This window comes from Nitrosomonas oligotropha (genome assembly GCF_009833085.1).
GTDB classification, from domain to species: Bacteria; Pseudomonadota; Gammaproteobacteria; order Burkholderiales; family Nitrosomonadaceae; genus Nitrosomonas; species Nitrosomonas oligotropha.
Map to the genome: position 1 here is coordinate 32,745 of NZ_QRBZ01000038.1, position 25,399 is coordinate 58,143.

At 50.4% G+C, this 25,399-nt stretch carries 26 protein-coding genes; 14 read left to right on the forward strand and 12 right to left on the reverse strand.

The genetic code is table 11. The features are described 5' to 3' along the window. Positions 1 to 27 precede the first annotated feature (27 nt). Complete coding sequence (locus ABD07_RS12510) at positions 28 to 594, reverse strand: hypothetical protein (RefSeq protein WP_160818561.1); 567 nt, start codon at positions 592 to 594, stop codon at positions 28 to 30. 1 nt (position 595) lies between these two features. Beyond that, positions 596 to 1,219 carry an MIP/aquaporin family protein gene (locus ABD07_RS12515; protein ID WP_160818562.1) on the reverse strand — a complete coding sequence of 208 codons (624 nt, stop codon included), beginning with the start codon at positions 1,217 to 1,219 and terminating at the stop codon, positions 596 to 598. Between the two features lie 171 nt (positions 1,220 to 1,390). On the opposite strand from ABD07_RS12515, the gene ABD07_RS12520 reads away from it, so the two are divergent. From ABD07_RS12520 to def, 3 genes are read left to right on the forward strand one after another with little or no spacing between them, the layout of a single operon-like run. After that, positions 1,391 to 1,936: a hypoxanthine-guanine phosphoribosyltransferase gene (locus ABD07_RS12520; RefSeq protein ID WP_160818563.1), complete on the forward strand. Its 546-nt coding sequence runs from the start codon at positions 1,391 to 1,393 to the stop codon at positions 1,934 to 1,936. Between the two features lie 11 nt (positions 1,937 to 1,947). After that, entirely contained in the window at positions 1,948 to 2,694 is a 747-nt protein-coding gene (locus tag ABD07_RS12525; protein ID WP_160818564.1) for an S-methyl-5'-thioinosine phosphorylase, read from the forward strand. Next, positions 2,684 to 3,217: a peptide deformylase gene (gene def / locus ABD07_RS12530; RefSeq protein ID WP_160818565.1), complete on the forward strand. Its 534-nt coding sequence runs from the start codon at positions 2,684 to 2,686 to the stop codon at positions 3,215 to 3,217. Before ABD07_RS12525 ends, def begins: the two co-directional genes overlap by 11 nt. 380 nt (positions 3,218 to 3,597) lie before the next feature. Here the strand turns inward: def and ABD07_RS12535 are convergent, their stop codons facing one another. From ABD07_RS12535 to ABD07_RS12550, 4 genes are all read right to left on the reverse strand, one after another. Further along, complete coding sequence (locus ABD07_RS12535; protein WP_160818566.1) at positions 3,598 to 5,223, reverse strand: NAD+ synthase; 1,626 nt, start codon at positions 5,221 to 5,223, stop codon at positions 3,598 to 3,600. Positions 5,224 to 5,245: 22 nt separating this feature from the next. Further along, positions 5,246 to 6,622 (reverse strand): phosphomannomutase/phosphoglucomutase, encoded by a 1,377-nt coding sequence (locus ABD07_RS12540; protein ID WP_160818567.1) that lies wholly within the window; start codon positions 6,620 to 6,622, stop codon positions 5,246 to 5,248. A gap of 110 nt (positions 6,623 to 6,732) precedes the next feature. Further along, positions 6,733 to 6,936 carry a zinc-finger domain-containing protein gene (locus ABD07_RS12545; RefSeq protein ID WP_160818568.1) on the reverse strand — a complete coding sequence of 68 codons (204 nt, stop codon included), beginning with the start codon at positions 6,934 to 6,936 and terminating at the stop codon, positions 6,733 to 6,735. 25 nt (positions 6,937 to 6,961) lie between these two features. Continuing rightward, complete coding sequence (locus tag ABD07_RS12550; RefSeq protein WP_108698835.1) at positions 6,962 to 7,882, reverse strand: branched-chain amino acid transaminase; 921 nt, start codon at positions 7,880 to 7,882, stop codon at positions 6,962 to 6,964. Positions 7,883 to 8,170: 288 nt separating this feature from the next. Here ABD07_RS12550 and ABD07_RS12555 point away from each other — a divergent pair, with 288 nt between their 5' ends. The 3 genes from ABD07_RS12555 to ABD07_RS12565 are packed head-to-tail and all read left to right on the forward strand — an operon-like array spanning position 8,171 to position 12,362. Next, entirely contained in the window at positions 8,171 to 8,917 is a 747-nt protein-coding gene (locus ABD07_RS12555) for a hypothetical protein (protein ID WP_160818569.1), read from the forward strand. A gap of 41 nt (positions 8,918 to 8,958) precedes the next feature. Continuing rightward, positions 8,959 to 11,253: an integrin alpha gene (locus tag ABD07_RS12560; RefSeq protein WP_160818570.1), complete on the forward strand. Its 2,295-nt coding sequence runs from the start codon at positions 8,959 to 8,961 to the stop codon at positions 11,251 to 11,253. Between the two features lie 56 nt (positions 11,254 to 11,309). Then, positions 11,310 to 12,362 carry a TIGR03032 family protein gene (locus ABD07_RS12565; protein ID WP_193566063.1) on the forward strand — a complete coding sequence of 351 codons (1,053 nt, stop codon included), beginning with the start codon at positions 11,310 to 11,312 and terminating at the stop codon, positions 12,360 to 12,362. On the opposite strand, the gene ABD07_RS12570 is transcribed toward ABD07_RS12565, so the two are convergent. After that, entirely contained in the window at positions 12,359 to 13,276 is a 918-nt protein-coding gene (locus tag ABD07_RS12570) for a hypothetical protein (RefSeq protein ID WP_160818571.1), read from the reverse strand. The genes ABD07_RS12565 and ABD07_RS12570 overlap by 4 nt on opposite strands. Before the next feature lie 178 nt (positions 13,277 to 13,454). Between ABD07_RS12570 and ABD07_RS12575 the strand changes: the two genes are divergently transcribed. The 6 genes from ABD07_RS12575 (at position 13,455) to ABD07_RS12600 (ending at position 19,781) form a co-directional block, all read left to right on the forward strand. Further along, entirely contained in the window at positions 13,455 to 14,372 is a 918-nt protein-coding gene (locus tag ABD07_RS12575) for a hypothetical protein (protein ID WP_160818572.1), read from the forward strand. Positions 14,373 to 14,542: 170 nt separating this feature from the next. Beyond that, positions 14,543 to 15,775: a bifunctional alpha/beta hydrolase/OsmC family protein gene (locus ABD07_RS12580; protein ID WP_160818573.1), complete on the forward strand. Its 1,233-nt coding sequence runs from the start codon at positions 14,543 to 14,545 to the stop codon at positions 15,773 to 15,775. Positions 15,776 to 15,782: 7 nt separating this feature from the next. After that, entirely contained in the window at positions 15,783 to 16,187 is a 405-nt protein-coding gene (locus ABD07_RS12585; RefSeq protein ID WP_160818574.1) for an RNA-binding S4 domain-containing protein, read from the forward strand. Positions 16,188 to 16,204: 17 nt separating this feature from the next. Beyond that, a complete protein-coding gene (locus tag ABD07_RS12590) occupies positions 16,205 to 16,990 on the forward strand; it encodes an aldolase (RefSeq protein ID WP_160818575.1) in 786 nt (261 codons plus the stop codon). Positions 16,991 to 17,212: 222 nt separating this feature from the next. Beyond that, positions 17,213 to 18,463 carry a cyclic di-GMP phosphodiesterase gene (locus ABD07_RS12595; RefSeq protein WP_160818576.1) on the forward strand — a complete coding sequence of 417 codons (1,251 nt, stop codon included), beginning with the start codon at positions 17,213 to 17,215 and terminating at the stop codon, positions 18,461 to 18,463. Positions 18,464 to 18,599: 136 nt separating this feature from the next. After that, positions 18,600 to 19,781, forward strand: a complete 1,182-nt coding sequence (locus tag ABD07_RS12600) for a vanadium-dependent haloperoxidase (RefSeq protein WP_160818577.1) — start codon at positions 18,600 to 18,602, stop codon at positions 19,779 to 19,781. Between the two features lie 9 nt (positions 19,782 to 19,790). On the opposite strand, the gene trmB is transcribed toward ABD07_RS12600, so the two are convergent. Genes trmB through thiS form a run of 3 tightly spaced genes read right to left on the reverse strand, consistent with a single transcriptional unit; the run spans position 19,791 to position 21,561 of the window. After that, a complete protein-coding gene (gene trmB / locus ABD07_RS12605) occupies positions 19,791 to 20,456 on the reverse strand; it encodes a tRNA (guanosine(46)-N7)-methyltransferase TrmB (RefSeq protein ID WP_160818578.1) in 666 nt (221 codons plus the stop codon). Positions 20,457 to 20,489: 33 nt separating this feature from the next. After that, positions 20,490 to 21,314: a thiazole synthase gene (locus ABD07_RS12610; RefSeq protein ID WP_160818579.1), complete on the reverse strand. Its 825-nt coding sequence runs from the start codon at positions 21,312 to 21,314 to the stop codon at positions 20,490 to 20,492. A gap of 43 nt (positions 21,315 to 21,357) precedes the next feature. Continuing rightward, positions 21,358 to 21,561 (reverse strand): sulfur carrier protein ThiS, encoded by a 204-nt coding sequence (thiS, locus tag ABD07_RS12615; protein ID WP_160818580.1) that lies wholly within the window; start codon positions 21,559 to 21,561, stop codon positions 21,358 to 21,360. 359 nt (positions 21,562 to 21,920) lie between these two features. Between thiS and ABD07_RS12620 the strand changes: the two genes are divergently transcribed. After that, entirely contained in the window at positions 21,921 to 23,606 is a 1,686-nt protein-coding gene (locus ABD07_RS12620) for a methyl-accepting chemotaxis protein (RefSeq protein ID WP_160818581.1), read from the forward strand. A 156-nt stretch (positions 23,607 to 23,762) separates the two neighbouring features. On the opposite strand, the gene ABD07_RS12625 is transcribed toward ABD07_RS12620, so the two are convergent. Further along, on the reverse strand, positions 23,763 to 24,098 hold the full coding sequence (locus ABD07_RS12625; protein ID WP_160818582.1) for a lysozyme inhibitor LprI family protein: 336 nt from the start codon (positions 24,096 to 24,098) through the stop codon (positions 23,763 to 23,765). Positions 24,099 to 24,421: 323 nt separating this feature from the next. Between ABD07_RS12625 and ABD07_RS12630 the strand changes: the two genes are divergently transcribed. Then, positions 24,422 to 24,994, forward strand: coding sequence for a DUF2726 domain-containing protein (locus ABD07_RS12630; RefSeq protein ID WP_240142551.1), 573 nt, complete (start codon positions 24,422 to 24,424; stop codon positions 24,992 to 24,994). On the opposite strand, the gene ABD07_RS12635 is transcribed toward ABD07_RS12630, so the two are convergent. Then, the gene (locus ABD07_RS12635; RefSeq protein WP_160818583.1) at positions 24,991 to 25,203 is read right to left on the reverse strand and encodes a hypothetical protein; all 213 of its coding nucleotides are present in this window, start codon (positions 25,201 to 25,203) and stop codon (positions 24,991 to 24,993) included. The two genes, ABD07_RS12630 and ABD07_RS12635, sit on opposite strands and share 4 nt — an antisense overlap. Between the last annotated feature and the right edge of the window lie 196 nt (positions 25,204 to 25,399).

The window sequence follows — 25,399 nt, forward strand, 5'->3', positions numbered from 1 at the left end:
AACACTGTTGCCATTCTATTCTTTGAGCTACAGCGTGTTATCTTTGGTTAACGTGAATGTCCCGGCAGGGATGCCATTGACACTATACCCATAAGTTCCAGCCGGAAGTCCGAAGACCTCGAGGGGGATGATTTTTTCGTACGGCACAAGTGCCATTGTGCATGCTATCCCTTCAGGGAATGGATTAGGCCCGGCATGAAGAATAACTTCAAAAGTATTGTCCTTGAGTACCTGATTGATTTGCTGAAAGTACCCGCAACCATTTGAAAATTCCCCGGTGATTTTGAGAAATACCTGGACCGGTGACGAATCTACAATGATAGCTTCAACTTTTTCATCATAGGTTGCAGGACCGGGAGTAATTTTAGTTTCGACAAACTTGTTGAGTTTCCAGCTGTTGGTGGAACTTTCAAACTGTAACTCCGCGTTCTGAAAGTTACCCGGCTGCGCATCGGTATCAACACGAGGAATGATGAGCTTTCCATCGCGAAAGACTGGGTAATCGGAGGCATGGACATTGCGTTGCGAAAAAACAAGACTTGCGAGTAAAACGGTAATTCCGATCGCCCAGTATTTTGTTGTGAAGATTTGCATTTTATTGATCATCGCCGTTGAGCATATTAAAGACAATCGCTGCCAATGCGCCACCGGCAAAGTCAGCAGAAATGTGAATCCAGATATTGTTCCAATCCATTAAGCCCATCAACGGTGCGGCAATGGCAACAGCCGGATTAAACGCGCCACCGGAAATTCCGCCCACGGAGAATGCGCCTGCCATGACCACGAAGCCAATGGCTAAACCGTAAAAGGAATTGCCACTGGTTCCTTTTGCCGTGGCGACATTGAGCACGACGTACGCCAATGCAAACGTAAACAAAAATTCAGCGATCAACGATTTGGTCACATCGATGGTTCCGGCGGCAGTGCCTGAACCCACCAGGAATTGTGCAGTCAATGCGCCTGCTACCGCGCCGAGAATTTGCGCGGTGAAATACACCGGCACGTCAGCGATGGTGCATTTTCCGCGGATGAGCACCGCCAACGTGACAGCCGGATTATAGTGCGCGCCGGAAATATGTCCGCCGGCATAAACCAGAACCATTAACACGGAACCGATGGCAAGAGGTGCAATGACACCGGCGCTGCCCGGTATTACCGTCAAGCCTATGGTGAGCAGCAAGAAGAAAGTGCCAATGCATTCAACGATAAATTTATTCATGGTGAGTTACTCCTTTCAATGAAGTACTTTCATTTAATCATAAAAAATTTTTCCGTGTAAGAATTTTTTACCTGCATGAATTGAATGGGAAGTATTTGAAGCTTTCAGTCCGGCGCTATAATATTCTTGTAAAAAACGCGATTTTATTCAAACTATAACCTTAAATCTTTCATGCAAACTTACCAGCAACTGGAGCAAATTCTGAATACGGCGGAATTAATTCATTCCGAGCAAACCGTTACGCAAACGGTGCAGCGTATGGCGGCAGATATCACGCGCGTGTTGTCGCATCAGCAGCCGCTGGTTTTGTGCCTGCTGGGCGGAGCGGTCATCTTTACCGGACAATTGCTGCCGCAATTGCGGTTTCCGCTGGATTTCGATTATGCGCATCTGACGCGTTACGATAAGAAAATGCAGGGTGGAGAAATTTACTGGCGGGTGGAACCCAGGGAAAGCGTCAAGGATCGCGTCATTCTGGTGCTGGACGATATTCTCGACGAAGGTGTTACATTGGCTGCTATCCGCGCCAAAGTGCTGGAGAATGGCGCAAAAGCGTTTTACAGTGCGGTGTTTGCTGAGAAAGAAACGGGGCGGCCCAAGTCGCTTAAAGCCGATTTTGTCGGATTGACGGTGCCGGACCGGTATGTGTTCGGTTTTGGCATGGATATCCGTGGCGCATGGCGGAATCTGCCAGCAATTTATGCAGTAAAAAACTGAAAGGGGAAGCTATGCTTGCAATAATTGGCGGCAGCGGATTGACGCAATTATCCTGTCTTGAAATATCCCACCGGCAAATCATACGCACGCCGTATGGCGAGCCTTCCGGGCCGCTGACATTTGGTAAGCTGCACGGCGAGGACATCGTTTTCCTGGCGCGGCATGGTCACGGCCACACGATACCGCCGCATGCGATCAATTACCGCGCGAATTTATGGGCGCTGCATTCCCTGAAACCGGCGCATGTGATTTCCGTGGCGTCGGTGGGCGGTATCCGTGCCGATCTGACGCCGGGCAAGCTGGTGGTGCCGAGTCAGATTATCGATTATACCTATGGACGCAATTTCACTTTTTTTGAAGGAAAGGATCAACCCGTGACACATATCGATTTTACGCAGCCGTACAGCCAGCAAACACGTGCATTGCTGCTGCAAGCGGCCAACGATGCTTATGAAGCCATCGTCGACGGCGGCGTCTATGCCGCAACGCAAGGGCCGCGGCTCGAAACCGCCGCGGAAATCAACCGGCTGGAACGCGACGGCGCGGATATCGTCGGCATGACCGGCATGCCGGAAACGGCGCTGGCCAGGGAGTTGGGTCTAAGTTACGCCACGCTCGCTGTGGTCGCCAACCAAGCCGCCGGACGGGGCGCCAATGTGGACAGTATTCCGCTCAAGGAGATTTATGCCGTGCTGGAACAAGCGATGGTGCGTGTCAGAAACATTCTGGAACATGTGGTGAGCTGCCATGGCCATTAGATCCGTACTGAAAATGGGCGATCCGGTATTGCTGCAAGTCGCCACACCTGTCGAACGATTCGATACCGCCGAGCTGCACGCATTAATCCAGGATATGCAAGACACCATGGCTTATCTCAACGGTGCAGGCTTAGCCGCACCGCAGATTGGCGTGAGCTTGCAGGTGGTGATTTTCGGTTTTGACCAGAATCCCCGCTACCCGCGCGCCGAAGAAGTGCCTTTCACGGTTTTGATTAACCCGCAGCTGAAACCGTTATCCGACGACAAGGAAGACGATTGGGAAGGCTGCCTCAGCGTCCCCGGCATGCGCGGCATGGTGCCGCGCTACAAGCAGTTGCGCTATCACGGCGTGGATCAATACGGGAAAACGATTGACCGCAGCGTCAGCGGTTTTCACGCGCGTGTGGTGCAGCATGAGTGCGACCATCTGCAAGGAATTCTCTACCCGATGCGCATCAACGATTTCCGGCAGTTTGGGTTTACCGATGTACTGTTTCCGGGACAGGGTATTGCGGATGATTAGAACTTTATTGCTCATTCTTAGCCGGGAAACCCTGCCGGAGTAAAGATTCATTGAAAAAGCACCGGTACTCCCTGCGTCACCGGTGACTTACTGAGCTGCATGGGATGCGGTGTGGCCGTTCTTGCCGCACATCATTGGAAGCCTTCCACATGAAAAGAATCAGCTTGCTTTTGCTCGTTTCATCGATTGTTTACGCCACTTTTTTTACTGAAAAAGACAAATTGCTGAGAATGAAGGTTTTAATTCACTGGTGAAACATATTTTTATCAAAGAATGAAGAGGGGTAGGGAGTGAAGCAATTTATTGATTATTTCACGCAAGCTGAGTTAGCTTTGACTGCCTAAGTACAGAGTTTGGAAATCAGTCACCGGGTTATTGAATTATGAGGATGCAGTTGACCAGACTGAGTAGCTTGATGTAATGGGATAGTGCCATGCGGTGCCGAAATCGTGCCGGGTGATGCGGATGCCGGGCGGGGATTGGCGTCTTTTGTATTCATTCAGATGAATCAGGCGGATGATTTTGGTGACGTCCGCTTCGCTGTAGTTCATGGCGATGATTTCCTGCGGCGAGCAGTTCTTTTCCACGTAAGCTTCCATAATGGCGTCGAGAATGTCGTACGGCGGCAAACTGTCCTGGTCGGTTTGATTGGCGCGAAGCTCGGCGGACGGTGCGCGCCGGATGATGCGTTCGGGGATCGCGCGGCTGATGCGGTTGCGGTATTCGCACAATTGGTACACCAGGGTCTTGCTGACATCCTTCAGAATCGCGAAACCGCCCGCCATATCGCCGTACAGCGTGCAATAACCGACCGCCATTTCGGATTTGTTGCCGGTGGTCAATACCAGCGAGCCGGTTTGGTTGGATAGCGCCATCAGCAAAGTGCCGCGGATGCGCGCTTGCAGATTTTCCGGCATGGTTGTTGTTTCCGCGGCGTCAGGCGAAATTCCAAAATCGCTTTCGACAACCGATAAATAATGCTGGAACAATGACTGAATGCTGGATTCGTAGTGCTCAACGCCGAGTAATCCAACCATTTCGTTGGCGTCTTCCAAACTGATGTTCGCAGTGTATTGCGACGGCATCATGACGGTTTTTACCTTGTCCGCGCCCAGCGCATCGACGGCAATCGCCAGCACCAATGCCGAATCGACGCCGCCTGAAAGTCCCAGAATCACACCGGGGAAGCCGTTTTTGCGCACATAATCGCTGACGCCCAAACATAAGGCTTGATACACACTGGCGGCCGTTGCCGGTGAAACGGGCAGGTTGTTTTTCTGCGGTTGTTTGCCGTGAATGTCGGCGATTGCGATGGTTTCAACAAATTCATCCAGTTGATGCGTGAGTTCGCCTTGTCCGTTCATGACGAACGAAGCGCCGTCATAGATCAATTCATCCTGTCCGCCGACCAGATTGACATGAATCACCGGAATACCGGTTTGCTTGCTGAAGCGGTGCGTCGTTTGGCAGCGCGAAACTTGCTTGTCGATATAAAAAGCCGATGCATTGAGCACCAATAAGATATCGCAGGCGGAGCGATCCAGCGTATCGATCAAATTCCCGTGCCAAAAATCGGCGCAAATCACCAGGCCGAATTGAATGCCGGCCAGTTCAAACACACAAGGCTTGACGCCGGTATCGAAGTAGACCGTTTCATTGAAAGGCGATCTGTTGAGAATTCGCTTGAAATAAGTGTGCAGGATTTCGCCATCGCGAATCACCGAGGCGGCATTGTAAAGCTTGCCTTCTTGAACGTGCGGGTGGCCGACGATCAAGGTGATGCCATGAATCGCCTTGACCAGCCCGGCCAAGGCAGTGGTACACAATTGGCAAAAGGTTTCGCGTAATAGACAATCGCCGGGAGGATAACCGGACAGCGCCAGTTCGGGTGTGACGATCAGTTCAGCGCCGGATTGCTTGGCGTGTTCCGCTGCGGCGAGAATTTTGGCGGCATTTCCGTTGATATCGCCAACCGTGCAATTAATCTGTGCAATCGCAATGCGCATCGGTTGGGGATGTTATTCCGGATTAAAACGGCAGTTGCGCATCGGGCTTGGCTTGCAGGATATTGCGGCGGAAATCTTCCTGAATACGTTTCAAAGCTGCGTGATTATCGGCTTCAAAGCGCAAGACCACCACCGGCGTGGTGTTGGAAGCGCGCGCCAGACCGAAGCCGTCGGGGTATTCCACCCGTAAGCCGTCGGTGGTGATGACTTGCTGCGGGTTATCGAACACGGCGTTTTTTTGCAATTGCACGATCAGCGCATGATTCTCGCCTTCCGCCGTGCGCACTTGCAATTCCGGCGTGTTCAGACTATCGGGCAGGTTATTCAGCGTGGCGCTGATATCCTGAACACGGCTCAGCAGCTCCAGTAATCGCGCGCCGGCGTATAAACCGTCGTCAAAACCATACCAGCGTTCTTTAAAAAACAAATGACCGCTCATTTCACCGGCTAACAAAGCTTTTTCTTCGATGAGCTTGGATTTGATGAACGAATGCCCGGTTTTCCACATGACCGGCGTGCCGCCGTGCTGACGGATCCACGGCGCGAGATTGCGCGTGCATTTCACGTCGAAAATGATTTTTGCGCCGGGGTTGCGTGACAACACGTCGGCGGCGAATAGCATCAGCTGGCGATCCGCGTTGATGATATGGCCATCCTTGGTGACGATGCCGAGCCGATCGCCGTCGCCGTCAAACGCCAGACCGATTTCCGCATCGCTCGTTTTTAGCGCCTGAATGACATCGGTTAAATTCTCGGGCACCGACGGATCGGGGTGGTGATTGGGGAAATTGCCGTCCACGTTGCAAAATAATTCGTTCACCTGACAGCCTAATTCACGATAGAGTGCCGGTGCATATGCGCCAGCCACACCGTTGCCGCAATCGACCACGATTTTGATCGGGCGCGCTAATTTGACATCGCCGGTGATGCGCGTGCGATACGCATCGGCAATCGCGTGTTCGGAATAGTTGCCCGCGCCGTGCGTCAGGTCGTTGTTTTCGATGCGCAAGCGCAGTGCTTGGATGGTATCAGCCGCCAAAGTCTGACCGCCGAGTACGATTTTGAAGCCGTTGTATTCGGGTGGATTGTGGCTGCCGGTGACCATGACACCGGAATATTGACATAATTCGTGCGCGGCGAAGTACAACATGGGTGTTGCCACCATGCCGACATCGACGACATCGATGCCGCTTTTGCGGATGCCGCGCGCCAGTGCTTGGGATAACTCGGTTCCGGATAACCGGCCATCGCGGCCGATGGCAATCGCGGTCAGATTCCTGGCGCGTGCTTCGGAGCCGATGGCATGGCCGATTTTTTCTACATTTTCGGCGGTGATCGTTTTGCCGACGATGCCGCGAATATCGTAAGCCTTGAAAATTTCATGAGGAATTGCTTGCATAATTTAATCGATCCGGAAGAAAGGTTATTGATAAAACGCGGTAAATCGTTATTGATCGCATGGCAATTTATCATCGGAACGCAAGTTTCCGCAGAAATTAACCGGTTACATCAGTGATGCCCCGCAACCGCACCGCCTTTCAGGGTGTAATGCGTGCCGCAGTAGGGACACAGCGCTTCGCCGGTGGCTTCGATCGGCAGAAAAACCCGCGGATGGGAATTCCATAACAGCATGGCCGGGGTCGGACAGTGCAACGGCAGATCGTCGACGGTAACTTCGATTTCCCGGGGTTTATTATTGCTTGGTTGATTCATAGAAAATAACTCCAAAATAGCGGTATTAAACTAAAGTGAGCCAATCGGTGTGATTTTTGGCCCGGCCTTTAACGCAATCAAAGAATAGGGTTTGCAGCTGCGCGGTAATCGGTCCGCGCTTGCCCGGCCCGATGATACGGTTATCCAATTCGCGGATCGGTGTGATTTCCGCAGCGGTGCCGGTGAAGAACGCTTCATCGGCGCAATAAATTTCATCGCGCGTGATGCGTTTCTCAATCACCGGAATGCCGAGTTCAGCGGCTAATTCGATGATCGAAGCGCGCGTGATGCCTTCCAGGCAGGAAGTCAAATCCGGCGTGTATAATTTGCCTTGTTTAACGATGAAAATATTTTCTCCCGAACCTTCGGCCACATAACCTTCCACATCCAGCAGCAAGGCTTCGTCATAACCGTTCAATGCCACTTCCTGGTTGGCCAGAATCGAATTGGCGTAGGTCGTGACCGATTTGGCGCGACACATGTTGATGTTGACATGGTGCCGGGTAAACGACGAGGTTTTGACGCGAATACCGTTTTCCAGCGCTTCCGGCCCTAAATATGTTCCCCATGACCAGGCGGCGATGGCGACGTGCACCGACAAGGTTCTGGCGGAAAGTCCCATCGCTTCGGCGCCATAAAAGGCAATCGGGCGGATGTACGCGGACGACAGTTTGTTTTGTTTCACCACATCGCGTTGCGCTTGCATGATGGTGGCCTTGTCGTAAGGCATTTTCATCATGAAAATATGCGCTGAATTGAATAAGCGGTCGGTATGTTCCTGCAACCGGAAAATCGCCGCACCCTGCGCGGTTTCATACGCGCGTAATCCTTCAAAAACACCCAAACCATAATGCAACGTGTGCGTTAGTACATGCGTATTGGCATCCCGCCAGGGAACCATTTTCCCGTCATACCAGATTACACCGTCACGGTCAGCCATTGACATTCAGGAACTCCCGATAAAATTCTTAAAAGCCGTATTCTAACTTATTTTTGACGCGCCGTTGAAACATGCCCGCCCGTGTGGCGGCGAATATCGTCACTCAGGTGAGGCAATTTGCCGCATTGCGAACGGCAAGGTTCCGGCTGATAATTTTAAACCATTGCATGGACGGTAATTTTTGAATCAATAGCGCATTGCCTCAGTTTTGCTTTACTTCTCCAATTACCCGCAGATTTACTTCACCACATCTGATCCATTCACCACCGTAGCGCATTGGAGGCGCTTATTACTATGCTACTAAAATCAGCGATTCATAGTGTATTACCTGTAATTGTGTTGTTTGGGGCTATTCAATCCGATGCGTTCGCGCATACGGTGATCGATCCGCCGCAGGTTACGGAGGGCAAGCAATCGAATAATCACACCGTGATTACGCACGGTTGCGGCGATGCGGCTGTCATCGGTCAGAGTGTCGTGATACCGGACGGGATCAGTTCTACCATCGTGGCCAATGGCAATCCGCATGCCGGACCGCTCAGCGATTTCCTGCAGAATTGGGGCGGCATTACATTTGTGCAAGATCGCTCGTTATTTACTGAGCAGGACCGGAAGGTGGATGCGAACGGAAATACGATCGGATTCTGGTTTGGCGGCGGCAATGCGGTGGCATCGTATGCTTGGGGACGCATTCCATTCGTATCGAAAGCGGTGCTATTCGTGCCTGAATCCTGTGCCAAGGCGGTGCGGTTTGCTTTCGCAGTGGCTGATATTTGCAAGATCACCAATATCGGCGATATGAACGGAACGGATACGGTTAATTTCTGGACTCCCGCTGTCGGATCGAAATACGACGGCACACCGGGAGATCACGCTTACGATTTTCCAGTGTATTTCACGATCAACCGGGATTTGGAAACGAATCCGCTGCCGGAATCTTGTGGCGCAGGTTTGCAAGTGATGGTAAAACCCTCCGCTGCGCAGATCGATCGCGATATGCCCATCATTTTTAACGGCACACAAGTGTGGCCGCAACTTTGATTCATGGTCATCGCACCGCACACATTTAAGGAATAAATACTATGGCGCTACCCGCTCAACAACAAACTGTCATGCTTCAACTGACACAGGCAATGTTCAATGCAGCTCCGGGCGCGATTCATCTGGAAGCACTCATCTCCCCGGTTGAGGCCGGTCAAACTGTGGCCGATCTAGTGCAGTCATTGATGGGAAGTACATTATTTTTTGGCAAGAGTTATGAAACTGATCTGACCCCGGAGGCGTTTGCAGACGCCTTTATTCATGACTTTGCCGACGATAACGCCACCATGGAAAGCAAAGCGCTGGCGATTGATTATATTGCCGGCAAAATGGCTGCCGGAGCAACCCAAGGTGAAATCATCGCCGATGTAACCTGCATACTGTCAGCAATTCCGGCGAGCGATCCGGTGTGGGGAACGGCCGCATTAGCGTACAACACGGCGAATGCGGCAAAAATTATTGATAACCTGACAGGAGACACGGTGTCAGCCGGTGATAAATCCAGCGCGGTCGATTACATCCTGGCGCAAATGGCTGCAGGACAGACTTTCGGCGCGACGGTCGTAGCGCTCATCAACGTGCTGGACGGCATGGATCATGCCGATTCTACTTGGGGTCATGCAGCGGCGCTGTTTGATAACTGCATTGAAGTCTCGCGTTATTATTCGATCGAAAAAGCGGGCACTGCGACTGACTTGGCAACGCTCCGGCAAATTCTCACAGGGATTACTCCGGATGTGGCCACAGTCGCAACGGCCAAAGCTGCGGTTGATAAGCTGTTCGACGATCCGGTCATCGATCTGGCCCAGCTGAATGGCGAAAATGGCTTCAGATTGGATGGCGCGATCGGCAGCGATGACACTGGCGAATCGGTAGGCAGTGCGGGCGATATCAATGACGATGGATTTGATGACCTGATCGTGGGCGCGCCGCATAATTTTGACGATTTTTACTCCGGCGCCAGTTTCGTGGTGTTTGGCAAAGCTTCCGGTTTTGACGCGGCGATTTCCTTATCCAGCCTGAATGGCGCGAACGGATTCCGCCTCAATGGCGTGGCGGGCGGGGATGCCGCTGGTAATGCGGTGAGTAGCGCGGGCGACATCAATGGCGATGGCTTTGACGATCTGTTGATCGGTGCGCCGATCTCCGATGTGCCAAAAAACGATACCGGATACACCTACGTTGTATTCGGCAAATCTTCAGGTTTCAGCGCGACGATGGAATTGTCGAGCCTGAACGGCAGTAACGGTTTCCGCATGCATCTTGATAAAGCCGACCAGCTTTTAGGCTGGTCTGTCAGTGGCGCGGGTGATATCAATGGCGATCATGTCGATGATTTGATCATAGGCGCGCCGATTGGCGAGCGCAGCTACGTCGTTTTCGGCAAGACTTCCGGCTTCGATGCAGAATTGGATTTAGCCAGTTTGGACGGCAGTAACGGCTTCCTGATGAATGGCTTGGAAGATGGCGCGCAATTCGGCAATGGTGTAAGTGCCGGGGATATCAACGGCGATGGTATTAACGACTTGATCGTCGGTTCCTACTATGGGGGAAGCGGTACCAGTTATGTGGTCTTCGGTAAAGCATCGGGTTTTGACGCCATACTGGATTTGTCCGGCTTGGATGGCAATAACGGCTTTAGTGTGGAAGGCGCGGCGGAAGGCGACGAAGCGGGTTATTCGGTCGGCAATGCGGGAGATGTCAACGGCGATGGATTCGACGATGTGATCATCGGTGCGCGGTCCGCGGGAATCGATGGTAAAGCATCCGGTGCTGCTTACGTTGTATTTGGCAAGGCTGACGGCTTTGAAGCCACCTTGAATTTATCCAGCTTGAATGGCGCGAATGGTTTCCGTCTCGCAGGTGCGGCGGAAGGCGATCAAGCCGGCCGATCGGTGAGCAGCGCTGGAGATTTTAACGGCGATGGATTCGCCGATGTGCTGGCCGGTGCTGCTAGTGCCGATGCGAATGGCGTGGATTCGGGCGCTGCCTATGCTGTATTCGGCAAAGCGTCAGGGTTTAGCGCGTCGCTGGATTTATCCAATTTAAGCAGTACCGGCGGCTTTGCCCTGAGTGGATTGGCGGCGGGTAATTCATTCGGTAAATCGGTCAGTAGCGCGGGGGATCTCAACAACGATGGTTTTGATGACCTGATCATTGGCGCTTCTTCGGCCAACGGCGGTGCTTTCAATTCTGGCGCAGCTTACGTTATCTTCGGCCGTAGTTTCACCAGTGCGGCGGTTGCAAAAACGGTTGCAACCGATAGTCTTGATGGGGCCAGTCAGGACGCGGCGGTGCTGTTGGCTGGAATCAATGCGGCGATGGATTGGATATAAACGCGCTCCCAGCCTCCCTATGATCTGTACCCATTCAATGAAGCATTCCGTTTTTTATGGCGGCTAACGAAATTCCGGTTACAGCAATGCTGGAAATTACAACCTCACGCCAACTGCTGTCGTGGTTAGCGGAGCAAAGAATTTCTATTGCACTGACGACTTACCAGATCGGCAAACTGTATTTTATCGGTCTGAAACCTGGCAATGCGCTTTCGGTGTTTGAACGCAGTTTTAACCGTTGCATGGGACTGTGCACGACACCGAATGGTTTGTACATGAGTAGTTTGTATCAGATCTGGCGCTTTGAAAATGTCTTCGAACCGGGACAGCAGCAGGATGGCTACGACCGGCTATATGTGCCGCAAATGGGTTACACCACCGGCGATCTGGATATTCACGACATCGCCGTGGACCGGAATGGCCGGCTGGTGTTCGTCAACACGTTGTTCAGTTGCTTGGCGGCATTGAGCGAAGCGCATAGTTTTAAACCGCTGTGGCAACCCGCTTTTATCAGCAAGTTGGCGGCGGAAGATCGCTGCCACCTGAATGGCTTGGCGATGCGGGACGGTCAACCGGCCTACGTCACCGCGGTTGGCCGCTCCGATGTCGCCGACGGCTGGCGTGAGCACCGCGCCGGTGGTGGCGTTGTTATCGATGTAAATACCAACGAGATCCCGTGTTCCGGGTTGTCGATGCCGCATTCTCCGCGATGGCATAACGGCAGGTTATGGCTGCTCAATTCCGGCACCGGGGATTTCGGCTATGTCAATCTGCAAACAGGACAGTTTGAACCGGTTTGTTTTTGTCCCGGCTATATGCGCGGACTCAGCTTTCACGGCGATTTTGCCTTGATTGGAATATCCAGACCACGCCACAATAAAACATTCAGCGGCTTAGCGCTGGATGAAAATCTTAAAACACGGCATGCCGAGGCGCGCTGTGGCGTTCAGATCGTGGATTTGCGCACGGGAGATGTGGTGCATTGGCTGCGCATGGAAGGCGTGGTTGAAGAACTGTACGATGTCGTTGTACTACCCGGTGTCCGGCGCCCGATGGCGTTGGGTTTCAAAACCGATGAAATCCGCCGGATATTGAGTATTGAAACTTAGTGTTGCGGCGGGTGTTGAAAAGCTTGCTTGAAATAACCGTCGAATTTTGACCGCACATTGTGCGGATTTTGCACGATTTCGCCGATCAGCTGAAAAAGCCGGTAATTTTGTGTATCTAGCAGCCGGTGTTGTTTGATCATCTTGAGGGTATGTGGTCCTTCACCTGAAATATCCTCCGTTTCTTCTCGCGCCAGTTTGCGGCCCAATTCGTGATGATGCGAGCTTTCGCTGGTGGCGGTGGTGATCAGATCCCCCAATCCCGCCAAGTGATACGGGCTGCCGGCTTGACCGCCCATGATCTGCACGATTTGATTTAATTCTTGCAGAGCTGCCGTTGCCAGATACCCGCGCACATTATCGCCAAGCTTGAGCTCATCGGCCATGCCGAACGCCATCGCGTAGATATTTTTTAGAATCACCGCCCAGCTGATACCGGCGATATCAGATGTGTGTTCGATACACAGTCTGGTGTGATTAAAACACGCTTGCATGGCATGAAATGGGGCAAGATCCCGGCAACCCAGTTGCGCAAATGCGTACCGGCCTGCGCGGATTTCCTCGGAAATCATCGGACCATACAAAAGTGCATACGGTTGATGTGCGGGCAAGTTTTCCGCCAAAATTTGCGCTGCGGTTTTGCCGGATTCATCGAGTCCTTTGGCAATACTGACGCACAGGCAGGTTTTCTTCAATAACGGCGCGATGCGCTGAGTCACTTCGCGGTGCGGATTGACGGGCAGGCAGAACAATACGATGTCCGCAAGCGGCGCGCTTTGTTCCAACGTAACGTAAGGGTGGCCGCTGCGTGGAAATTTCTCCCAAATCGCGCATGTGTGCCGGTCCTTGAGCAGATATTCCATCGCATGCCCCATTTCACCGTGACCGAGGATGAGAATATGTAATGTTGTTGTCATAAATTAAAATGATACTTTTGGTTAATTCTTACAACGATTGCTCGAGTGCGGCAATTTACCGCATTGCTAACGATTACAATTTCATGAACAATAAATTGAATAAGCCAGATTAGCGGTTATTATTCCTCCCGGTTTTTTTGAATCCTTTTTTAAGCACAATACAAGCTGCCTTATCACTATGATCGCACAAAAAATTCATACCACCCATGCACCGGAAAATCAACGTATGGCGTTTACCCTTCAACAACAGACTTCTATTCTTCAGCTGATGCTGGCTATGTTTAACACAGCGCCAGGCGCGTCGAATCTGATGTTTCTGGGCTCGCTGCTGCAGAACGGCCAATCCTTAGCAAATCTGGCTCAATCGCTGGCGGAAAGTTCTTTATTCTTTGACCGGCAGTATGCCGCGTATTTGAAGCCGGATGAGTTTGCGGCCAAATTTGTTAACGATCTGGCGGGCGACCGGGTGTCGATCGGCGATAAAAACCTTGTCATTGATTATATAACGCACCGGATGATCGCTGGCGCCACTCAAAGCGAGCTGATTGCAGAACTCTTGAGTACTTTATCGCCCATCCCGGCTTCGAATCTTAATTGGGGTAAAGCCGCCTCGCATCACAATACGCGGAATGCAACCAAAGTCGTAACGCATCTGCTCGGAAGCACCTTTACGCCAGCCAATATCGCAGTAGTGGTCGATTATATGCTGGCGCAGATGGCTGCCGGTAAAACATTCGGTGAAATGGTCGTGTGGGCTATCGATACCGTGATTAGCGTTGATCATGGCAATGTGGTATGGGGAAAAGCTACGGTGCTTTTCAACCATCGCACTGAAGTTTCAAAATATTATTCGATTGATAAAGCCGGTACGACAATCGATAGAGCGGCTCTGCGGCAAATTCTGGCGAAAGTGACGGTTGATACCGGAACGGTAGCCGCTGCTAAAACGGCCATCGATCAGTTGCTGAGCAATGTCAGCGGTTTTTCCGATGATGCCGGTGATGACTTTCAGTTCGATAAGGTGCTGGTGGTGAGGAAGAATAACGTATTGCCCATGCCGCGGGGAACGGCAAAACGAGCCGAACTGATGATGTAAGCACGCATGTCCTGGTTTCCTGCCGGAAACCTGTAATACGAAGTAATCCGGAATTAACCGACTTTTCTAGCGAAGAAAAACATTTTCCGGTTCAAACTTTGGTACTATTTGCACACAGCATTCCGTTCGAGAAAGCGCTGTTTGATCGGTTGTTATAAGGTAAATAGTCCATGCCGCGTATCCAAGCAGTATTTCAAAATGCGCAAGGCGAATCGTTATCCGGTTTGCTGGAAATGCCGTCTGGCGCGATTAAATCGTACGCGCTCTTCGCTCACTGTTTCACTTGCTCCAAAGACAATCCCGCAGCTGCGCGTATTGCACTCGCATTGGCGGATCGCGGTATTGCAGTATTGCGTTTCGATTTTACCGGCCTTGGGAATAGCCAAGGCGATTTCTCGAATACCAATTTCTCCTCCAATCTCCAGGACTTGTTAGCCGCTGCGCGCTACCTGGAGCAACACTACGCTGCTCCCGCGCTTTTGATCGGACACAGCTTAGGCGGCGCGGCGGTACTCGCGGTGGCGCAAGAATTGCCGCAGGTCAATGCGGTGGTCACGATCGGCGCACCGGCGACTGCGGCGCATGTCAAACATTTGTTTGCCGGTTCATATCGGGAATTGCAGAATCAACCGTCCGTACAGGTCGAATTGGCTGGAAGAAGCTTTAAGATTAAACGTCAGTTCATTGATGATTTGGAGAAATATAATTCAGTTGAGCATATCGGTGCGTTAAAAAAAGCATTGCTGATTTTTCATTCACCGGTCGATGACGTTGTTTCGATTGACGAAGCAGGGCGCATTTTTACCGCAGCCAAACACCCGAAAAGCTTCGTGTCGTTGGATCATGCCGATCATCTGTTATCCAATCCGGAAGATTCTCATTATGTCGCGGAAGTTTTGTCGGCTTGGGCCAGCCGTTACCTGAAAACGGATCAAGCGCCGGTTAAAACAGACGGTGCGTTGCGGCCAACCGTTGAGGCGGGTAGTGTGATCGTGCGCGAATACGATAAAAAATTCACGCGCGAGATTCTGACGCCGCGCCACCGGCTGATCAGCGATGAGCCAATCGCGCTGGGCGGCGCGGATCTTGGACTCAATCCCTATGAATTATTACTCGCCGCACTGGGCAGCTGTACATCGATGACGCTGCGCATGTATGCGAACCACAAACAAATAGACTTACAGGACATTACCGTGGAATTGCATCACAGCCGGATTCACGCCGAAGACTGTAGCGATTGCGAAAAGCAAAAAACACAAATCAATGTCATTACGCGCGCAATTCAATTGAACGGTAATCTGAACGATCAGCAGCGAGCTCGATTGCTGGAAATTGCCAATCAATGTCCGGTACATAAAACCTTGCAAAGCAAGATTCAGATAGAAACTAACCTGATAGATTAACTTCGATATGCAATCAGATGATACTATAGAGAAATATCGTATTGATAAATGGCTTTTTGCGACGCGTTTTTTTAAGACGCGATCATTGGCCGCCGAAGCGATTGATCGCGGACGGGTTACGGTGAATGGTCAACGGGTAAAGCCTGCGAAGATACTTGCAGCAGGAGATATGCTGACCATTCGCATTGATAATTATCAATATACTATTGAAGTATTGGGGTTATCCAATAAAAGAGGATCTGCTACAGTGGCGCAGCAGTTGTACCGGGAAACCGAAGAAAGCAAGCAACAGCGAGAGTTGCTGGCCGCTCGCTTAAAAGCGCAGCCACCGCCATTTAATATTAAAGGACGGCCGACCAAACGCGATCGCCGCGTCATCCAGCGCTTCACTTCCAATCACGACGAATTTTAAGAATCCAGCGAGAAATCATGAGTAACGACACATTTAATTTAGGCAAAGAGCAACTGATCCAACAATCTTTTGTGCAAATGGACAAGCATTTGCAAGGCGCGAATTACACACCGGCGCAGAAGCTGGCATTAACTTGCCGGATTCTGTTCGATAACGGTCATGATTCCGGCTTGGCCGGACAAATTACCACGCGCGGCGAACAGCCGGGCACATACCTGACGCAACGGTTGGGCTTCGGGTTTGACGAAACTTGCGCGAGCAATTTGTTACTCGTCAATGAAGACTTGGAAGTTTTACAGGGCGATGGCATGGCTAATCCGGCCAATCGCTTTCATTCCTGGCTGTATCGCGCCCGGCCTGACGTGCAATGCATCATTCATACGCACGCTGTGCATACCGCTGCGCTCAGCATGCTCGAAGTGCCGTTGGATATTTCGCACATGGATAATTGCGTGCTGTACGACGACGTGGCTTTCCTGCCCAAGTGGCCTGGTGTACCGGTGGGTAACGAAGAAGGTGAACTGATTGCCAAAGCCATCGGCAACAAACATGCGTTACTGCTGGCGCATCATGGTTTGCTGATCGCCAGTTCCAGTGTTGAGCAGGGCTGTATTTTGGCGCTTGCCTTTGAACGGGCGGCACGCTTGCAGTTGCTGGCGGCCTCCACCGGAAAAATCCAAGCGATTGATCCCGCTTTGGGACGGGAGGCGCGAGACTGGATTCTGCGCGGCCAACGCAGCGCAGTCGCATTCGCTTATTACGCGCGGCGCACTTTGAGAAAAGGAGCGGATTGTTTGCAATAAATTGCGTGTTTCCGATGTGCCGCTTCACTTTAGCACTTGATGGATTGAATACCCCTATAAAAACCCTGCAATCCAACCGATAACCGTCTCACTAAAAAGTGCACAATACGCAAAGTCCATTCGACAGTTTGATTTCTGAATCTGTAGAACCGGAGCATTCAGTAGTAATTTAAAGAATTATTAGTGCAATAAGCATCTTTTCTACTTTTTATATTGAGCCTTATGATAAAAAAAGTGCAAGCAAGTGAAGTCAGGCTGGGAATGTATATCCATGAACTCCGCGGCAATTGGCTGGAGCATCCATTCTGGAGAAAGTCGTTTAAACTGGCGCAACAGAAAGATTTGGATAAACTTGTCAGCTGCGATCTTGATGAAATATGGATCGATACTGCTAAGGGGCTTGATGTGGCTCCCGTTGAAACCGGTCTGGTGGAAAACCTCAAGACCGCCAACAAAGTTACTGCGGAAAATACAATTGCCCCGCAAGAATCACCTCCATCAACATCGCCACCATCGCCACCGGTAAAGAAACCGGCCGCGCGCGTTTCGGTTGAAGAAGAACTGGATAACGCTAAAAAGATTCAGAAAAAAACCAAGGAAGCAGTCACTTCGATGTTCAGCGACGTGCGCATGGGTAAAGCGCTTGAAATCGAAGGCGCGGAATCCCTGGTGGAGGAAATCAATCAATCGATGGAGCGCAATCCCAATGCGCTGCTTACGTTGATCAGGCTGAAGAATGTCAATGAATATACTTACATGCATTCGGTTGCGGTTTGTATGCTGATGGTGGCGCTGGGTAGGCAGATGGGTCTGGACGAAGCGCAAATCAAACAAGCAGGCACAGCCGGATTGTTGCACGACATCGGGAAAATGGTGATTCCAAACGAAGTGCTGAACAAACCGGGAAAATTGACGGACGAAGAATTTGCCGTCATGAAAAGCCACCCGGAGCGCGGCTGGGAAATTTTAAAATCCTGCTACCAAGTCCATGAAACAACTTTGGATGTGTGCTTGCATCATCACGAGCGTGTCGATGGCAAAGGTTATCCGGAAAAATTATCCGGTGATGCGCTGACATTGTTTGCGCGCATGGGCGCGGTGTGTGACGTTTACGATGCCATCTCGTCGGATCGCTGTTACAAACCGGCCTGGTCTCCAGCCGAATCGATCCGCAAAATGGCTTCCTGGAAGGACGGACATTTTGATGAAGTCATATTTCAGGCATTTGTGAAGACCATCGGTATTTACCCCAGCGGTACCCTGTTGAAACTGAAATCCGGGCGGCTCGGTGTGGTGATGGAACAATCCACGAAAAAATTAACCACGCCGATCATCAAAACTTTCTTTTCGACACGCTCCAATGTGCACATTCCGGTTGAGATTCTGGATCTGTCAAAAGGCACGGACGGTATCGAAAATATCGAAGATCCAGCGAAGTGGGGTTTTGATATTAATAAGCTCCAGGGAATTTGAAGCCAGCTTCAGTGTTTTGATTGGTGAGCGCGACAAATATTTTTTATAATGCCATATTATTAACAATAGCTTGAGAAATAAAGATAAAGTGAAAAATAAATACCAAAGTATAAGTACTGCGATATTGTTTTTAATTATGCTGGGATCGTCCCATGTCAGCGCGGATGCGGTGACGGATTGGAATCAACGCGCTGGCGATATCGTTGTCAATGCCAACATCGGACCATTGCCTGCCGAGCGAGCGTTAGCGATTGTACAAACATCCGTATACGAGGCCGTCAATGCAATTACCCAACGCTATCCAATCAGCGATGTAAAACTGCGAGCTGCGCCGGGTGCATCCATAGTGGCTGCGGTAGCAGCAGCGAACCGCGCAGCATTAACAAAGCTCGTACCATCCCGGCAAACTGAGATTGATAGTGCTTACCAAGCAGCACTGACCGCCATCGCCGATGAAGCAGCGAAAACGGGCGGTATTGCAGTAGGTGAGGCAGCGGCGGCAGCGGTTTTGGCGCTCCGCATCGACGACGGTGCAACCGCCGGTGAGTCTTACCGCCCTTACACGCAAGCCGGGGTATATGTGCCGACCGTGTTACCGGAAGCGCCGCAATGGATGTACCGCAAGCCTTGGTTAATGATCCAGCCGTCGCAATTTCGCCCGGCGCCGCCACCCGAATTGGGGAGTGAATTGTGGGCGCGCGATTTCAACGAAGTAAAAGCGCTGGGAAGTAAAAACAGTCAGCAACGAAGCGCTGAACAAACTGAAATTGCCCGATTCTGGGAAGAAGTCATGCCACCGATTTATCATGGCATCGTACGCTCGGTTGCCAACATACCCGGAAGAGAAGTGACGCAAAACGCCCGCCTGTTTGCGGCGGTGACACAAGCTTCGGACGATGCGCTGATTGCCGTATTCGACGCCAAATATCATTACGGTTTCTGGCGGCCGGTGACCGCAATCCGTAATGCGGATATCGACGGCAATGATGCGACCGCACGAGATCCATCGTGGATACCGTTTATCGATACACCGATGCACCCGGAATACCCGTGCGCGCATTGTATTGTTTCCGCGGCGGTGGGTACGGTACTGCAAGCAGAAATCGGCGCTGGCCAAACCCCGCTATTAACAACCACCAGCAAAGCAGCAGGTGGCGTGGCGCGTAGCTGGGCGAAGTTGGACGATTTTATGCAGGAAGTCGCCAGTGCGCGTATTTACGATGGCGTGCATTACCGCAATTCGGGTAAAGTCGGCTCTGAAATGGGCAAACAGATTGCCCGACTGTCCGCGAAGAAATATTTACTGCGGGATAAGTAGACAGAAAAATTAAATTCTCCAGAAAATCAAATCCCATACGCCATGACCAAGTTTGATTCCCCGTTGCTCAAACTTGGTCAATGGCCGGTAATCCGGCCGTTCTGCATAGTCTGCCGCGGAATTGACGAGTTGCGTTTCCTGGCTCAGCACGTGCAGGATTTGCTGGGCATAATCTTCCCAGTCGGTCGCCGCATGAATATATCCCCCCGGTTTCAGATGGCTGCATAAACGAGCGGCCAAATCCGGCTGGATCAATCTGCGTTTGTGGTGCCGGGCTTTGGGCCAGGGATCGGGGAAAAAAATATGAACACCATCCAGGCATGCGGCAGGCAGCATATGCTGCAAGACTTCAACGGCGTCATGCTGAATGATGCGTAAATTGGTCAATTCCAGTTGCTCGATTTGATTGAGCAAACTGCCCACACCGGGCGTATGTACTTCAATGCCCAGATAATCATTCTCCGGGTGCGATTGCGCGATAGTTGCGGTGCTTTCGCCCATGCCGAATCCGATTTCTAGAATTTTAGGCGCTTCACGGCCAAAAATTTGATTGAGATCGAGCAGATTTTCGCTAAATGGAATACCGTATTGTGGCAACAAGGTTTCGCAGGCGCGGCGCTGCGCATTGGAAACACGCCCTTGACGAAGGACGAAACTGCGAATGGTCTGCGGCATGAATTGATGACGTGGCAATAAATAGCGGAATGGTTATTTGGATTTGCCGCCTGCCGGTTTTTTTGCAGCTTTTTCTGCGCGGGCGATGACACCTTCCGTAGGAGAGCTGGGGCTGGCGCTGTAGAGTTTTTTCGCCATGCGTCCGGCCAGATACGCTTCGCGTCCGGCTTCGACCGCTTTACGCATTGCCGACGCCATCAACACCGGATGTTGCGCTGCGGCAATCGCCGTGTTCATCAGAACACCGTCACAGCCGAGTTCCATCGCGATGGTGGCATCCGATGCGGTGCCGACACCGGCGTCGACCAGCACCGGGATTTTGGCGTTATCGATAATGATTTGCAGATTCCACGGATTCAAAATACCCATGCCGGAACCGATCAACGAAGCCAGCGGCATCACGGCGACACAGCCCATGTCTTCCAATTGCTTGGCGATGATCGGATCATCCGAGGTATACACCATCACCTGAAAATCCTCTTTGATGAGAATTTCCGCGGCTTTCAGCGTTTCCACCATATTTGGGTACAGCGTTTTCGGATCGCCTAATACCTCCAGCTTGACCAAGCTGTGACCGTCGAGTAATTCACGCGCCAGCCGCAACGTGCGCACCGCATCGTCGAGGGTGTAACAGCCTGCGGTATTGGGCAGCAGGGTATATTTGGAGGGCGGCAGCACATCCAGCAGATTGGGTTCACCGGCATTTTGCCCGATATTCGTGCGCCGGATCGCCACGGTAATGATTTCGGCGCCGCTGGCTTCAACCGCTGCGCGCGTTTCGTTGAAATCCTTGTATTTACCCGTGCCGACCAGTAACCGGGATGTATAGGTTTTACCGGCAATAACTAAATTATCCATGAAATTCTATTGATATCGATGTGTAGTGATTGAATAGCGGAACTTAACCGCCGCCGACGGCGACGACGACTTCCAGCTGATCCCCGTGAACCAGCATTTGTTGCGGAAATTGGCTGCGTGGAACGATCTCACCATTGCGTTCGATGGCAATCCGCTTGCCGTGCAAAGCCAGATGGTCGATCAATTGCGCAACGTTAATCGGCGCTTCAAACTGCTGCGGTTGTCCATTAATGATGAGTTGTATCATGGAAGAAAAACGAGAATTGATATTTCAGGTTAACTGGATGAACGATCAAGAATCCGCTTGGATTTTATCATGTGGGGCGTGCGGATTTGGAATAATTTATTCGATCGGCTAATCAGGATTTCAGATAAAAAAACCGCGTAAGTCAGTTTGATTATTCACAGCGAGCAAATGAAATGAGGCATAAAAGCAGCTCAGCTCTTGAATGAAAATATATGAATTTATAGGGTTTTTTGTCGATAAAAATACCTTGTTGGCAAAAAACTTTTACTCGAATCAGTGTCATCTTGATCATTAGATTGAAACTAGGAATAAGCGGACAAAGAAAAGCCATTAACGAAGAAATACTTTAGGAGATTCTTATGTTGAAAGATATGACAGTGAAAACGGAGCTGATCATTGTGATCGGCCTTCTGTCAGTATTATTGGTTGGAATTGGCGCGCTGGGTTTACATGGAATTAAGCAATCGAATGAAGGATTGAGGACGGTTTATCAGGATCGTACGGTGACAGCTGTCGATCTGGCGACCATTAACGATATTTGGGAAGTTGTGCGTAAGAACGTTACCGCTGCGGTCAGTGCGAAAAGTACTGAATTAGCGAAAGAAAAATCGGAAGAAACCTCGAAGACGATTAAAGGTGCTGAAGAAATCTGGGCGAGATTCATGTCGACTGAATTGACTACCGTGGAAGCGCAGCTTGCCCAAGAAAAATTGCAATTGCATGCAGCCTATGTAGCGGCAGTAAATAAAATATTTGGAATGGTCATGACCGGTGATTTCGATAGCGCGGCAAAAAGCCTTAAAGACGAAGCGGAGCCGCTGTTTTACCGTTTGCACGAAAAAATTTACAGCATGATTACCTTGCAAGGCAGCGTTGCGGCCGAAGAATATAACAGTGCGTTAAGCGATTACAGCTCCATTTTCATGATCATGGTGGTTACGATCAGCTCGGGCTTGCTGCTTGCGTGTGTGCTGGGATACATTCTGCTTGGCGGTATAGTAAAACCGCTGCATGAGGCGATTGCGATTGCCAATGCCGTTGCCGCGGGGGACTTGTCCACCAAAATTGAACCCCGTTCGACGGTTAACGGATTTGGCCGCTTAATCAACGCGCTGAAAGTCATGAACGATAATCTGATTGATCTGGTCGAAAAAGTGCGCTTGGACGCCAATCTAATCCAAACATCCGCCGGTGAGATCGCATCGGGAAACTCGAACTTAAGCCAACGAACTGAAGAGCAGGCATCCAGTCTGGAAGAAACCGCGTCTTCAATGGAGGAGCTGACTTCGACCGTGAAGCAAAATGCGGATAATGCGCGCCAAGCTAATCAACTGGCCGTGGGCGCTTCCGAAGTTGCGGTAAGGGGAGGCGCGGTGGTCGGTCAAGTGGTGCAGACCATGAGCTCGATCAATGAAAGCTCCAAAAAAATTGTCGACATCATCAGTGTCATCGACGGTATCGCTTTCCAAACCAACATATTGGCGCTCAATGCCGCGGTTGAAGCAGCGCGCGCCGGTGAACAAGGCCGCGGATTTGCGGTGGTAGCCACCGAAGTGCGCACACTGGCGCAGCGTTCCGCAACGGCAGCGAAAGAAATCAAGGAACTGATCAATGACTCGGTAGCGAAAGTGGAAGTCGGCACACGCTTGGTCGATGAGGCGGGCGACACGATGAATGAAGTCGTTACCGCGGTCAAACGAGTAACAGACATCATGAATGAGATTTCCGCCGCATCGCAGGAACAACATTCCGGAATCGAACAGGTCAATCAAGCGGTTAACCAGATGGATGAAGTTACGCAGCAGAACGCGGCCTTGGTTGAACAGGCGGCATCCGCAGCTGAAACCATGCATGATCAGGCGCAGGCGCTGGCGCAAGCGGTCAGTATCTTCAAACTATCGGAAGGCAGCGATTCCGTCGTTGCCAAGCCAGTTAAAAGAAGCAACCGGCCGGTTGCAAGATTGCCGAATCGCAATAAGGTGATAGCATCCACACCGCCTCGAAAGATCGCGGCGAATGGCGGTACTGACTGGGAAGAGTTCTGAACGTAAAATTATTAAACAACAAGAAGTAGCGGGCTGGGGAGTGCAAAAAGAAGCATCTGGCAAACTCAGGCTGCTGCTACGGTAGGAAATCGTTTCAATGAAAACGCCTGTGCACTGCACAGGCGTTTTATCGAGCAAATTGGCAAGAACCGAAAATTATGTTGATTTCTCGGTGCTTAAATTTCTTAAAAAATCTTTAAGATGTTGAATTCTCTCCTTGGTTCTTGATTCCAAACAATATAGAGGATTTACACCCAGGTTTAGACAGTCCGAGTTTTTGAACCTGTTCCAATGCCTTTGAGACGTTATAAAGTTTTCCTTATCTTCATCAATAAGTTTCTCCATTAATTGTTTTTGCGTGTTTTTCAGCTCTATCAATGCGGCTTGATACCGTTCCATTTCGGAACTTTGCGCATACGTTAAACTCGTGAGCGATAATCCAATGCCGCCAAACAGAAAAACAAGTAGATATTTATAAGCAGTTCTCCGCATCTTTATTTCCTCCATTTTTGTGCCGCAAGTCAATTGCTTTGGAGCCTGAATACTTTCTTAAAAAATTTAAAAATAAGCAAAGCTCAATATAAAAGATGGATTGCTTCACAAAAAGTTCACAATTTGAGTTTTTGCTCAGTCAGATCAACTCCCAAGGGTCCCACCACTAGCTGGTGCGAGGCACATTCAGGGATAAATCTGAAACGCTATCCCGACCTTCGCTGCGCTAAATTTTCTTCTGCTATTCCTTATTGCCGAGCTGGTTTATATTTTTGTTTGCTTGCCGCTAAGTTCTCGATGATTATTATTTCGGATGTTTAAATATGATTAACGTTCAGGCAGTTTTTGCAGAATCACTAGCGCATTCAGTGAATGCAGTGCTGAATCAACCTTTAATTCCATATCTTGCTATCGGTTTTTTAACACTGGCTTTTTTATTGCTGCTTTTGAAGCTCATGCGGATATCACTTGAGAGGCTTGTTGATTTTAAATACAGATCTGTAGGGAAATTGTTTTCTGACGCTGAACAATGTTTTTTCCACGTATTAAAACAATCTCTATCTGATCAGTACGAAATCTTCGCAAAAGTACGCATTGCCGACATACTAACTCCAGACCATGCATTGAATCGGAGAAGCTGGAGATCTGCATTTTTCAAAATTTCATCCAAGCATTTTGACTACGTGCTTTGCGACAAAGAAACGCTTGCCGTAGTTGCTGTTATTGAATTAGACGATAGAAGCCACGAATTAAGCAAAGTCCGCAGCCGGGATATTTTTGTTCAAGAAGCCTGCAGAACTGCCGGCTTGAAATTGCTTCGTTTTCCTTGCCGCAAAAACTATCACATTCAGACCGCACGGGAAAAAGTAATAAATTCCCTGAATTCTCCCGCTTAATCCCGGGTGTTACTTAATTGTCTGCTGTCAGTGATTCCACCAAGAAATCCGCAGCCGCCAGATTTCAGGTAGAGCATATTTCCGGTTCCTGGCAATTGCGTTTTGGCGTCATATACCTTCCTGTTTTCAATAAATCCAAAGTGAAGAGCGATTGAATAATGACCACTATTTAAAACTTTCACCGTAAATTGATGTAATGGAGGCTTCATGAAAAAAATCAGCTTACTATTGCTCGTAACATTGATCGCTTATGCCACTTTTTTACTGAAAAAGATAGACTGGATAGGGAAGTAAAGCGGTTTTGTGCGATTGACGGTGGAATCAAAGTGTGAAGTGGCGCCATTAACCTGTACAACCTGAAAGCGAAGTTAAGCTCTGACAAAGCGGGTTAATCAAGCTCAGGCG